13 protein-coding genes are annotated in these 11,677 nt (G+C 71.4%); 10 read left to right on the plus strand and 3 right to left on the minus strand.

What is annotated here, in order from left to right; translation table 11 throughout:
• The first annotated feature begins 69 nt into the window (after positions 1 to 69).
• From argC to argH, 8 genes are read left to right on the plus strand one after another with little or no spacing between them, the layout of a single operon-like run.
• The gene (gene argC, locus ACLJQF_RS46090; RefSeq protein ID WP_410616783.1) at positions 70 to 1,098 is read left to right on the plus strand and encodes an N-acetyl-gamma-glutamyl-phosphate reductase; all 1,029 of its coding nucleotides are present in this window, start codon (positions 70 to 72) and stop codon (positions 1,096 to 1,098) included.
• On the plus strand, positions 1,095 to 2,255 hold the full coding sequence (argJ, locus tag ACLJQF_RS46095) for a bifunctional glutamate N-acetyltransferase/amino-acid acetyltransferase ArgJ (RefSeq protein ID WP_410616785.1): 1,161 nt from the start codon (positions 1,095 to 1,097) through the stop codon (positions 2,253 to 2,255). Before argC ends, argJ begins: the two co-directional genes overlap by 4 nt.
• A complete protein-coding gene (gene argB / locus ACLJQF_RS46100) occupies positions 2,252 to 3,169 on the plus strand; it encodes an acetylglutamate kinase (protein ID WP_013227836.1) in 918 nt (305 codons plus the stop codon). Before argJ ends, argB begins: the two co-directional genes overlap by 4 nt.
• Positions 3,166 to 4,368 (plus strand): acetylornithine transaminase, encoded by a 1,203-nt coding sequence (locus tag ACLJQF_RS46105; RefSeq protein ID WP_410616787.1) that lies wholly within the window; start codon positions 3,166 to 3,168, stop codon positions 4,366 to 4,368. The genes argB and ACLJQF_RS46105 overlap by 4 nt, the downstream gene beginning before the upstream one ends.
• Positions 4,368 to 5,294: an ornithine carbamoyltransferase gene (gene argF, locus ACLJQF_RS46110; RefSeq protein ID WP_410616788.1), complete on the plus strand. Its 927-nt coding sequence runs from the start codon at positions 4,368 to 4,370 to the stop codon at positions 5,292 to 5,294. Before ACLJQF_RS46105 ends, argF begins: the two co-directional genes overlap by 1 nt.
• Positions 5,291 to 5,791, plus strand: coding sequence for an arginine repressor (locus ACLJQF_RS46115; RefSeq protein ID WP_410616789.1), 501 nt, complete (start codon positions 5,291 to 5,293; stop codon positions 5,789 to 5,791). The genes argF and ACLJQF_RS46115 overlap by 4 nt, the downstream gene beginning before the upstream one ends.
• Complete coding sequence (locus tag ACLJQF_RS46120; RefSeq protein WP_410616791.1) at positions 5,788 to 6,105, plus strand: argininosuccinate synthase; 318 nt, start codon at positions 5,788 to 5,790, stop codon at positions 6,103 to 6,105. Before ACLJQF_RS46115 ends, ACLJQF_RS46120 begins: the two co-directional genes overlap by 4 nt.
• Positions 6,102 to 7,517, plus strand: a complete 1,416-nt coding sequence (argH, locus tag ACLJQF_RS46125) for an argininosuccinate lyase (RefSeq protein WP_410616792.1) — start codon at positions 6,102 to 6,104, stop codon at positions 7,515 to 7,517. The genes ACLJQF_RS46120 and argH overlap by 4 nt, the downstream gene beginning before the upstream one ends.
• Here the strand turns inward: argH and ACLJQF_RS46130 are convergent.
• The 3 genes from ACLJQF_RS46130 to ACLJQF_RS46140 are packed head-to-tail and all read right to left on the minus strand — an operon-like array spanning position 7,510 to position 9,370.
• Positions 7,510 to 8,160, minus strand: a complete 651-nt coding sequence (locus tag ACLJQF_RS46130; protein ID WP_410616793.1) for a TetR/AcrR family transcriptional regulator — start codon at positions 8,158 to 8,160, stop codon at positions 7,510 to 7,512. The two genes, argH and ACLJQF_RS46130, sit on opposite strands and share 8 nt — an antisense overlap.
• On the minus strand, positions 8,160 to 8,819 hold the full coding sequence (locus tag ACLJQF_RS46135) for a DUF4166 domain-containing protein (RefSeq protein WP_410616794.1): 660 nt from the start codon (positions 8,817 to 8,819) through the stop codon (positions 8,160 to 8,162). The genes ACLJQF_RS46130 and ACLJQF_RS46135 overlap by 1 nt, the downstream gene beginning before the upstream one ends.
• Positions 8,816 to 9,370 carry a hypothetical protein gene (locus tag ACLJQF_RS46140; RefSeq protein ID WP_410616796.1) on the minus strand — a complete coding sequence of 185 codons (555 nt, stop codon included), beginning with the start codon at positions 9,368 to 9,370 and terminating at the stop codon, positions 8,816 to 8,818. The genes ACLJQF_RS46135 and ACLJQF_RS46140 overlap by 4 nt, the downstream gene beginning before the upstream one ends.
• Positions 9,371 to 9,482: 112 nt before the next feature.
• Between ACLJQF_RS46140 and ACLJQF_RS46145 the strand changes: the two genes are divergently transcribed.
• Both ACLJQF_RS46145 and tyrS read left to right on the plus strand, forming a co-directional pair.
• The gene (locus tag ACLJQF_RS46145; protein WP_410616797.1) at positions 9,483 to 10,121 is read left to right on the plus strand and encodes a DNA-3-methyladenine glycosylase; all 639 of its coding nucleotides are present in this window, start codon (positions 9,483 to 9,485) and stop codon (positions 10,119 to 10,121) included.
• Between the two features lie 32 nt (positions 10,122 to 10,153).
• A complete protein-coding gene (tyrS, locus tag ACLJQF_RS46150) occupies positions 10,154 to 11,428 on the plus strand; it encodes a tyrosine--tRNA ligase (RefSeq protein WP_410616798.1) in 1,275 nt (424 codons plus the stop codon).
• Positions 11,429 to 11,677: the final 249 nt, after the last annotated feature.

Genomic DNA, 11,677 nt, shown 5'->3' on the forward strand with positions numbered 1-11,677 from the left:
CAGCATCCCAAGGTGGCGGCCACCACTCCGGGTTTGTTTAGACTTGCAAGGGCGTGCATAATCATGCGTATGACGGTGAACATCGCGGTGGCCGGAGCCAGCGGGTACGCGGGTGGTGAGCTGCTGCGCCTGCTCCTGACCCATCCCGAGGTCGAGATCGGCGCGCTCACGGCCGCCAGCAGCGCGGGCACGAAGCTCGGCGTCCACCAGCCCCACCTCGTCCCCCTCGCCGACCGCGTCCTGGCCGAGACCACGCCGGAGACCCTCGCCGGCCACGACGTCGTGTTCCTCGCGCTGCCCCACGGGCACTCCGCGGCGATCGCGGCGCAGCTCGGCCCGGACGTCCTGGTGGTCGACCTCGGCGCCGACCACCGCCTGGCCGACGCGGGCGACTGGCAGCGCTGGTACGGCGGCGACCACGCCGGCCAGTGGCCGTACGGCCTGCCCGAGCTGCCCGGCGCCCGGGAAAAGCTCGCCGGCACCAAGCGCATCGCCGTGCCCGGCTGCTTCCCGACCGGCGGATCACTGGCTCTGGCACCCGCGTTCGCCGCCGGGCTGATCGAGCCGGACGTCACGATCGTCGCGGTCACCGGGACCTCCGGTGCGGGCAAGAGCCTCAAACCGAACCTGCTCGGCTCCGAGGTGATGGGCTCGGCGAGCGCGTACGGCGTCGGCGGCGCCCACCGCCACACCCCCGAGTTCGCGCAGAACCTCTCGGCCGTCGCGGGCGAGAAGGTCACCGTGTCCTTCACCCCGGTGCTCGCGCCGATGCCCCGCGGCATCCTCACCACGGCGAGCGCTCCACTGAAGGGTGACGTCGACGAGGCGGCCGCCAGGGCGGCGTACGAGAAGGCCTGCGACGCGGAGCCGTTCGTCCAGCTGCTGCCCGCGGGCGCCTGGCCGACGACCTCGGCGACGCTCGGCTCGAACAACACCCAGCTGCAGGTCACGGTCGACGCCGACGCCAAGCGCCTGGTCGTCGTCGCCGCGATCGACAACCTCACCAAGGGCACCGCGGGCGGCGCCGTCCAATCCATGAACCTGGCCCTCGGCCTCCCCGAGACCACCGGCCTTTCCACCGTAGGAGTGGCACCGTGACCGTCACCGGCCCCCAGGGCTTCCGCGCGGCCGGCGTCGCCGCCGGGATCAAGGCCTCCGGCGCGCTCGACCTCACCCTGGTCGTCAACGACGGCCCGCTCGACGTCGCGGCCGGCGTCTTCACCCGCAACGTCATCAAGGCCGCGCCGGTGCTGTGGTCGCAGGAGGTGCTCAAGCAGCAGCGGCTGAAGGCCGTCGTCCTCAACTCCGGCGGCGCCAACGCGGCCACCGGTCCCGGCGGCTTCCAGGACACCCACGCCACGGCCGAGAAGGTCGCCGAAGTCCTGCAGGCCGGCGCGATCGAGGTCGCGGTCTGCTCCACCGGCCTGATCGGCGAGCGGCTCCCGATGGACGCCGTCCTGTCCGGAGTGGACGTCGCCTTCAAAGCCCTCGACGCGGGGCCCGAAGCGAGCCTCAACGCCGCCAAGGGCGTGATGACCACCGACAGCAAACCGAAGCAGGCTTTCGCGAAGCACGACAGCGGCTGGAGCGCCGGCGGCTTCGCCAAGGGCGCGGGCATGCTCGCGCCGAACCTCGCCACCATGCTCTCGGTGCTGACCACCGACGCCGTCGTGGCCAAGGACACCCTCGACCGGGCCCTGCGCGCGGCGACCCGCGTCACCTTCGACCGGCTCGACGTCGACGGCGGCACGTCCACCAACGACACCGTCCTGGTCCTGGCGTCCGGCGCGAGCGGAGTCGAGCCCACCGAAGCCGAGCTCACCGAGCTGCTCACCGCGGTCAGCCACGACCTGGTGCTCCAGCTGCGCGCGGACTCCGAAGGCGCGACCAAGGACGTCGACATCACCGTGCGCGGCGCGGCCACCGAGGCCGACGCGATCGCCGTCGCCCGCACGATCGCCGAGGACAACCTGGTCAAGACGGCACTGTTCGGTTCCGACCCGAACTGGGGCCGGATCGCCATGGCGCTCGGCCGGGTGCCGGCCCGCATCGACCCGGAAGCCGTGTCGATCGCGATCAACGGCGTCACCCTGTTCGCCCAGGGCGTGCCCGCCGCCGACCGGTCCGAGGCGGACCTCACCGGCCGGGCCATCGAGATCGTCGTCGACCTCGGCGTCGGCACCAGCACGGCGACCATCTACACCACGGACCTTTCGCACGGTTACGTCGAAGAGAACAGCGCGTACTCCTCATGAACCAGGAGGCTCTGATTTCCGCGGACGAACGACTCGCGACGGCGGCCGAAAAGGCCGGGGTGCTCATCGAGGCGCTGCCTTGGCTGCAGCGGTTCCACGGGGCCACCGTGGTGGTGAAGTACGGCGGCAACGCGATGATCGACGACCAGCTGAAGGCGGCCTTCGCCGAGGACATGGTGTTCCTCCGGCTGGCGGGCCTGCGCCCGGTCGTCGTGCACGGCGGCGGCCCGCAGATCACCGCGATGCTCAAGCGCCTCGGCGTCGAAGGCGAGTTCAAGGGCGGCCTGCGGGTCACCACGCCGGAGACGATGGACATCGTCCGGATGGTGCTCACCGGCCAGGTCAGCCGCGAGCTCGTCGGGCTGATCAACGCCCACGGGCCGTACGCGGTCGGCATCTCCGGCGAGGACGCCCGGCTGTTCACCGCCGAACGCAAACAGGCCACTGTGGACGGTGAGCAGGTCGACATCGGGCTCGTCGGCGAGGTCGCCGAGGTCAACCCGGACGCGGTGCTCGACATCGTCAACGCCGGGCGCATCCCGGTCGTGTCCACGGTCGCCCCGGACGTCGACGGCGTCGTGCACAACGTCAACGCCGACACGGCCGCGGGTGCGCTGGCGGCCGCGCTGGGTGCCGAAAAGCTCGTGGTGCTCACCGACGTCGAAGGCCTGTACGCGAACTGGCCCGACCGGTCGTCGCTGATCGACCGCATCCGCGTCGACCGGCTCGAGACCATGCTGCCCGGCCTGGCCAGCGGCATGATCCCGAAGATGGAAGCGTGCGTGCGCGCCATCCGCGGCGGCGTGCGCCGGGCGCACGTGATCGACGGCCGCCTCGCCCACTCGGTGCTGCTGGAGGTCTTCACCTCGCGCGGCGTCGGCACCATGGTCTTTCCCGAAACGGAGCTCCCGTGATCGACCTCACGTCCAATGTGGACGGCCAGGCGCACTGGCAGTCCGCCGTCATGGACAACTACGGCACACCCAAGCTGACGCTGGTGCGCGGCGAGGGCGCGAAGGTGTGGGACGCCGACGGCAAGGAGTACGTCGACCTCGTCGGCGGCATCGCCGTCAACGCGCTCGGCCACGCGCACCCGGCCGTTGTCGAAGCCGTCACCGAGCAGATCAAGCGGCTCGGCCACACCTCGAACCTCTACGTCAACCCGGTGGCCGTCGAGCTCGCCGAGGCGCTGCTCGACGTCGCCGGCCTCACCGGCCACGGCAAGGTGCTGTTCGTCAATTCGGGCGCCGAGGCCAACGAAGCCGCGCTCAAGATCAGCAGGCTGACCGGCCGCACCAAGGTGGTCGCCGCCGAAGGCGCGTTCCACGGCCGGACCATGGGCGCGCTGACACTCACCGGCCAGCCCGCCAAGCGCGACGCCTTCAAGCCGCTGGTGCCCGGGGTGGAGCACGTGCCGTTCGGCGACGTCGCGGCGCTCGAGGCCGCCGTCGACACCGAAACCGCGGCCGTCTTCCTTGAGCCGGTGCTCGGCGAGGCGGGCGTCATCCCGGCCCCGGACGGCTACCTGCAGGCCGCCCGCGAAATCACCAAGGCCACCGGCACGCTGCTGGTGCTCGACGAGGTGCAGACCGGTCTCGGCCGGCTCGGCACCTGGTTCGGCTACCAGCAGGCCGGCATCGTGCCGGACGTCATCACCCTGGCGAAGGGCCTCGGCGGCGGGCTGCCGCTGGGCGCGGTGATCGGCGTCGGCGCCGCGGGCGACCTGCTCAAGCCCGGCCAGCACGGCACCACCTTCGGCGGCAACCCGGTCTGCTGCGCGGCCGGCCTGGCGGTGCTGAAGACCATCGCCGCCGAGGGGCTCCTCGACCACGTCGCCTCACTGGGCAAGGACATTGCGGCGGGTGTCGAGGCACTGGGTCACCCGCTCGTCGCCGGCGTGCGCGGCGCCGGGCTGCTGCTCGGCATCGCCCTGAAGCAGCCCGTCTCGGCGGCGGTCGCCCAGGCCGCCCAGGCCGCGGGCTACCTCGTCAACCCGGTCGCGCCGGACGCCATCCGGCTCGCGCCCCCGCTGGTCCTCGACGGCGACCAGGCCGAAGGCTTCCTCGCCGCCCTCCCGAACGCGCTCGACTCCACCACGAAGGACTCCGACTGATGCTGCGCCACTTCCTCCGCGACGACGACGTCAGTCCGGCCGAGCAGAAGGCCATCCTCGACCTCGCCGACGCGCTCAAGGCCGACCCGCTGGGCAACAAGACCCTCGCCGGCAAGTCCGTCACGGCGATCTTCGAGAAGAACTCGACGCGGACCCGGTTCTCGTTCGAGGTCGGCATCAGCCAGCTCGGCGGCCACCCGGTGATCGTCGACGGCCGCTCGATGCAGCTCGGCCGGGAAGAGACCATCGAGGACACTTCGCGGGTCCTCTCGCGGTACGTCGACGGGATCGTGTGGCGCACCTTCGCGCAGAAGCGCATCGAGGCGATGGCTTCGGCCGCGTCGATCCCGGTGGTCAACGCGCTCACCGACGAGTTCCACCCGTGCCAGGTGCTCACCGATCTGATGACGATCCGCGAGCGCAAGGGCAAGCTCGAGGGCCTGACGCTCGTCTACCTGGGCGACGGCGCCAACAACATGGCGCACTCGCTGCTGCTCGGCGGGGTCACCGCCGGGATGCACGTCCGGGTCGTCTCGCCGGTCGGCTTCCAGCCGGACCAGGGCGTGATGCTGGACGCGAAGAAGCGCGCGAACGAGACCGGCGGCACGGCCACCGTCTTCACCGACCCGTACGCGGCGGTCGACGGCGCGGACGTGCTCGTCACCGACACGTGGACGTCGATGGGGCAGGAGAACGACGGGCTCGACCGGGTGGGCCCGTTCCGCGCCCTGCAGGTCAACACCGAGCTGCTGAAGAAGGCCGCGGACGAGGCGATCGTGCTGCACTGCCTCCCGGCGCACCGCGGCTGGGAGATCACCGACGAGGTGATCGACGGCCCGGCCAGCGCGGTGTGGGACGAGGCCGAGAACCGCCTGCACGCCCAGAAGGCACTGCTGGTCTGGCTCTTCGAGGAGAGCCGGCGATGACCGGCAGCCGGGTGGGCAGACAGGCACGGATCACCGAACTGGTGTCCACCATGACCATCCGCAGCCAGACCGAGCTGGCCAAGCTGCTGGCCGCCGAAGGCATCGAGGTGACCCAGGCGACGCTCTCACGCGACCTCGACGAGCTGGGCGCGGTCAAGCTGCGCGGGCCGGACTCCGGCGCGCCCGTCTACGTCATCCCCGAGGACGGCAGCCCGGTCCGCGGGGTGCAGGGCGGCACGTCCCGGCTCTCCCGGTTGCTCGCGGAACTGATGGTCTCGGCCGACTCGTCGGGCAACCTGATGGTCCTGCGGACGCCGCCGGGCGCGGCCCAGTTCCTCGCCAGCGCGATCGACCGGGCGGCCCTGGAGGAGGTCGTCGGCTCGATCGCGGGGGACGACACCGTCGCCGTGATCGCCCGGGAACCCCTGACGGGCAAGGGACTGGCGGAGCGCTTCGCCGCCCTCGCCCAGCGATCGGCGGACGAAGGATCGCCATGATCGAGATCTTCCCGGCCGAGGGGGAGTTCCTCGCGCCGGACGAGGTCGTGATCACCTTCGACGGCGGGATCCCGGTGGCGATCGACGGCGAGACCGTGTCCGTCGCGGAAGCGCGCCGGATGCTGAGCGCGCGCGGCGAGGCGCAGAAAATCGGCCGCGGCGAAGCGTGCGCCGCGCTCGAACGGCGGGCCGGCCGCGGATGCGCCAGTCTGACCGGCACCGCTTCGGGCGAAGTCCGGCTGGTCCTGTACGACGGCCGGATCACGGTCGCCCGAAACATCCGAACGAACACCGAGGAGAAGCGAGAACAGTGAGCGGGAACGAGCAGCCGGTGCAGCTGTGGGGCGGCCGGTTCGCCAGCGGTCCGGCGGAGGCCATGGCCGCGCTGAGCGCGTCGACGCACTTCGACTGGCGCCTGGCGCCCTACGACATCGCCGGGTCCCGCGCGCACGCTCGCGTGCTGCGCAAGGCGGGCCTGCTCACCGAAGACGAGCTCGCCGGCATGCTGGCCGCCCTGGACGCGCTCGCCCAGGACGTCGCGTCGGGGGAGTTCACCCCGACGATCGCCGACGAGGACGTGCACACGGCCCTCGAACGCGGCTTGCTCGAGCGTGCGGGCACCGAGCTCGGCGGCAAGCTGCGCGCCGGCCGTTCGCGCAACGACCAGGTCGCCACGCTGTTCCGGATGTGGCTGCGCGACGCCGCTCGCCGGGTCGTCGCCGGCACCCTGGAAGTCATCGACGCGCTGGTGTCGCAGGCGAAGCGGCACCCCGACGCGATCCTGCCCGGGCGCACGCACCTGCAGCACGCCCAGCCGGTGCTGCTCGCCCACCACCTGATGGCCCACGGCCAGGCGCTGCTGCGCGACGTCTCGCGCCTGCAGGACTGGGACGCCCGCACGGCCGAGTCGCCGTACGGCTCGGGCGCGCTCGCCGGCTCGTCGCTGGGCCTCGACCCCGAGGCCGTCGCCGAGGAGCTGGGCTTCGCCTCCAGCGTCGAGAACTCGATCGACGGCACCGCTTCGCGCGACTTCGTCGCCGAGTTCGCCTTCGCCGTCGCGATGCTCGCGGTGAACCTGTCCCGGATCGCCGAAGAGGTGATCATCTGGAACACCGCCGAGTTCGGCTACGTGACCCTCGACGACGCCTGGGCCACCGGCAGCTCGATCATGCCGCAGAAGAAGAACCCGGACGTCGCGGAGCTGACGCGCGGCAAGGCGGGCCGGCTGATCGGCAACCTCACCGGCCTGCTGGCCACCCTCAAGGCGCAGCCGCTGGCCTACAACCGCGATCTGCAGGAGGACAAGGAGCCGGTGTTCGACTCGGTCGAACAGCTCGAGCTCCTGTTCCCGGCGATCGCCGGGATGCTCGAAACGCTCACCTTCCACACCGACCGGCTCGCCGAGCTGGCCCCGGCCGGCTTCACCCTGGCCACCGACATCGCCGAGTGGCTGGTGCGCCAGGGCGTCCCGTTCCGCGTCGCGCACGAGGCGGCGGGCGAGAGCGTCCGCGTCGCCGAGTCCCGCGGTGTCGGCCTGGAGGAGCTGACCGACGAAGAGTTCGAGAAGATCAACCCGGCGCTGACGCCCGCGGTGCGCGAAGTCCTCACCGTCGAAGGCTCGGTGAAGTCCCGTGACGCCCGGGGTGGCACGGCGCCGGTGCGGGTGGCCGAACAGCGCGCGCGGCTCGAGGAGCGTGTCACCGCGGCGCGCCAGTGGCTCAACTGAGGGACTTGCGGAGCTTGGCCCGGACGGCCCGCGTGGCCACCGGGCCGAGCCCGTCCAGGACGTCGACGAGCACGGCCAGCTGCTCCAGCGCGGCGACGGCCTGCTCGGCGCCCTCGGGGTCGACCGTGTCGAACAGCGTCAGCCCGAGGAACCCGGTGGACACGGCGTGCGCCAGCCCGTCGGGGTCCGCGAGCTCGGCCAGCGGCGATCCTTGGAGCACGCGCTCGAGAGCCATCCGGACTTCGGTGATCCACTTGTCCAGGCCTTCGCGGGTCGCTTCGGCGAGCCGTTCGCTGCCCTGCGCGCCGGCCAGCGTCTGGGCCAGGAGGGCCAGGTTGCCCTCCGCGCGTTCCGCGATCCGGATCTCCCGCCCGAGCACCAGCAGCTCGCCGACCGTGGCCACGGCCGCGAAGCGGTCCCGGTAGAGCGCGACGCGGGCTTCCGTCGCGGAGATGCACGCCTGGGCGACAAGCTCTTCGACGCTGCCGAAGTGGTAGAAGACCAGCGCCTGGTTCGCGCCCGCGGCACTGGCGACCGACCGGGCGGAGACGGCGGTGATGCCCTGCTGCCGGACGACCTCCAGCACGCCGTCCACGAGCCGCTGCTTCGTGTCCTGCGAACTGGAGTTCCGGCCGGTGCCCATCAGTCCATGACCTTCTCACGAAGGGGCTTGACCGCCCCGCTCACCCCGCCGCCGACGTCGACGAACCGGGCGCTGAAGCTGCCCTCGTAGCCGAACACCGGCCCGTAGCGGGGATGGACCACCGCGACCTCGATCCGGAATTGCCCGAGTGCGTCGTCGAACCACTCGTCGACCGTGGCGATCACCGTGAGCGCCCCTGGCAGGCACGTCCCTTCCCGGATCCGGAACTCGCCGGAGCGGATCCGGAACCCGCCGTCCGGCCGGACCGACACCGCGAGGTCCACCGCCAGGTGCTGGTGCGTTCCCAGGTAGTCGACGAGCCCGCGCCCGGCGCTGAACACCATCTGGGCGTCGAAGCGCCGGCGCCGTCGTGGGAACTCGAAGGTCCGCACGAAGGACACCGTTTCGCGGCCGTGCCCGTCCACGTACGGGTAGTTCTCGATGGTGAACGGCACGTTCCGGCCGCGCTCGGGGAACAGGATGTGCCGCGCCGACCCGAGCCACAGGAACGGCAGGGTGAAGCCGGGGCCGCGCCAGATCCGGTCCATCACGCCGTGGCCGATCATCCCGCGCCCGTCCGACAGGGCGAGCCGTTCCCGCATCCGGGGGTGCAGTCTCGCGAAATCCGCACCGAGCGTGCGTTCGAAGACCCCGGTCACGACGACGCTCCGGCAGTCACCTGGTGGCGAGGCCGGGTCCGGCCGCAGCGGGCGGCCGAGGGTGCGGTCAGCGGCTGGTCCTCCGGCGGGACGCCGGTCTCCAGCCACAGCCGCAGCCGGTCGAACGACCACGCCGTCATCCAGCCGAAGACCGGCCGGAACAGCCAGTCGGCCAGCTGTCCGAAGCGTCCCCAGCGGGTGCCGTAGTCGAAGCCGGTGACGAACCGGACGCCACCGGGGACCGGGGTGTAGCGCCAGAACCCCGCCCCCGCGCTGATCAGCGAAAGCGGGTCGGCGCTGGCGAATCGCAGCACCGACGTGCGCGAGCCGTCCGGCCGGTCCCGCGAAGCCACGCTCACCCCGACGCCGGCGACCGTGACCCTCAGGAACCGCGAGGCGTAGCGGAAGTGGCCGTCGTGGCCGTCGATCGGCGTGATCTCGGCGAAGCGGAGGTCCCAGCGACGGTGCAGGACCGGGTCTTGGGTGTGCTGCCACAGCGTGTCGAGGTCCGTGCGGATCACGGTCTCGACGTAGAGGGCCTTCGGTCGCATCTCCGTCTCCCCTCAGAGTTTGAGCGACTGCTCAAAACGACTGTAGAGAAGTTTGAGCGATCGCTCAAGGGTTAAAGTGGACGCGCCAGGCAGCCGAGGAGGAGGACCCCGTTTGAGCGGCGACGCAGGCCGGTTGTTCACCCGCGACGAACTCGCGCTGGACCCGGTCGACCTGGCCCACCTGCTGCTCGGCTCGGTCCTGGAGGCCGACGGTCCCGACGGCACGGTCGGCGTCCGGCTGGTCGAGGTCGAGGCCTACCGAGGCGAGGACGATCCGGCGTCGCACTGCTACCGCGGCCAGACCCCGCGCAACGCCGTCATGTGGGGCCCGGCCGGGCACCTGTACGTCTACTTCGTCTACGGGATGCACTTCTGCGCGAACATCGTCGGCTCGACCGACGGTGTGGCCGGCGCGGTGCTGCTGCGGGCGGGCGAGGTCGTCACCGGCCTCGACGTCGTCCGCAAGCGGCGGCCGAACGCGCGGGGGACCGGTGAACTCGCCAAGGGCCCGGCGATCCTGACGTCGGTGCTGCGCATCGACCGGCAGGAGAACGGCGCCGACCTGACCGACCCGGCGGCGCCGGTCCGGCTGTACGCGGGCGAGCGGGTGCCGGCCGAGCGGATCCGCAGCGGCCCGCGCGTCGGCGTCGCGATGGCGATGGACACGCCGTGGCGGTTCTGGGTCGACGGCTCGCCCGCCGTGTCCACCTACCGCCGCGGCGGTAAGCGACGGGTCCGACCCGCCAGTTAGTCGGTTGACCTGGTGCGGGAGGATCTACAGGCGTGAGCGAACACATCCTCGACGAGCTGTCCTGGCGCGGCCTCATCGCGCAGTCCACCGACATCGACGCCCTCCGGCGCGAGCTCGACCAGGGTCCCGTGACGCTCTATTGCGGCTTCGACCCGACCGCGCCCAGCCTGCACGCCGGCAACCTGGTCCCGCTGCTCATGCTCAAGCGGTTCCAGCGCGCCGGGCACCGGCCGATCGTGCTGGCCGGCGGCGCGACCGGGATGATCGGCGACCCGCGCGACACCGGCGAACGCACGTTGAACACCCTCGACGTCGTCGAGGAGTGGGCCGGGCGCATCCGCGGCCAGCTGGAGCGGTTCGTCGACTTCGACGGCTCGCCGACCGGCGCGATCGTCGAAAACAACCTGAACTGGACCGGGCAGCAGACCGCGCTGGAGTTCCTGCGCGACGTCGGGAAGCACTTCTCGATCAACGTCATGCTCAACCGGGAGACGGTCAAGCGCCGGCTCGAGGGCGACGGCATGTCCTACACCGAGTTCAGCTACCTGCTGCTGCAGTCGCAGGACTACCTGCAACTGCACCGCCAGTACGGCTGCAAGCTGCAGGTCGGCGGGTCCGACCAGTGGGGCAACCTCATCGGCGGGGTCGATCTGATCCGGCGGACCGACGGGGCCGGCGTGCATGCGCTGACCGCGCCGCTGGTTACCGACGCCGAGGGGCGCAAGTTCGGCAAGTCCACCGGCGGCGGGAACCTCTGGCTCGACCCGGAGATGACCTCGCCGTACGCCTGGTACCAGTACTTCGTCAACGTGGGTGACGCCGACGTCGTCCGCTACCTGCGGATGTTCACCTTCCTCGACCGGGAGGAGATCGCCGAGCTGGCGGAGGACACCGAACAGCGTCCCCACCTGCGGGCCGCGCAGAAGCGGCTGGCGGAAGAGTTCACCACGCTCGTCCACGGCGAGGAGCAGACCCGTCAGGTGATCAACGCCAGCCAGGCGCTGTTCGGCCGCGGCGAGCTCGGCGACCTCGACGAACGCACCCTCGACGCGGCGATGGCCGAGGTGCCGAACGGCAAGGTCGACCCGGCGGGCGAGCCGACGATCGTCGACCTGCTGCTCGCCGGGGGACTGGTGGACAGCAAGGGCGCCGCACGCCGCACCCTCAAGGAGGGCGGCGCGTACGTCAACAACGTGAAGATCGCGGACGAGGAGTGGAAGCCGGCCCGGGAGGACACCCTCCACGGCAAGTGGCTCGTGGTCCGCAAGGGCAAGCGGAACGTCGCCGGCGTCGCACTCGGCGGCTGACCGGCTCCGGTGGCCCGGAACAGGGGCCTGACCTGCGGGAACGCGGTTAAGGGACCCCCCTGTTTCGGGCCCTCGGGAGGGGTGTAAAGTTCTCCAAGTCGCCAGGGAAACCGGGTGGCCACCGGGACACGAACCAAGCTCTCGCGGATCGCGATTGAGTGGGTGTCCCACCAAAACTGCTAGGAATAACTCGCTTCGGGTGACGCTGGGCTTTGGGTCCGGGGTTGGTCGGGGTGTGTTGCTTGAGAA

The sequence above is a fragment of the Amycolatopsis sp. lyj-109 genome (assembly GCF_046548995.1).
Classification (GTDB): domain Bacteria; phylum Actinomycetota; class Actinomycetes; order Mycobacteriales; family Pseudonocardiaceae; genus Amycolatopsis.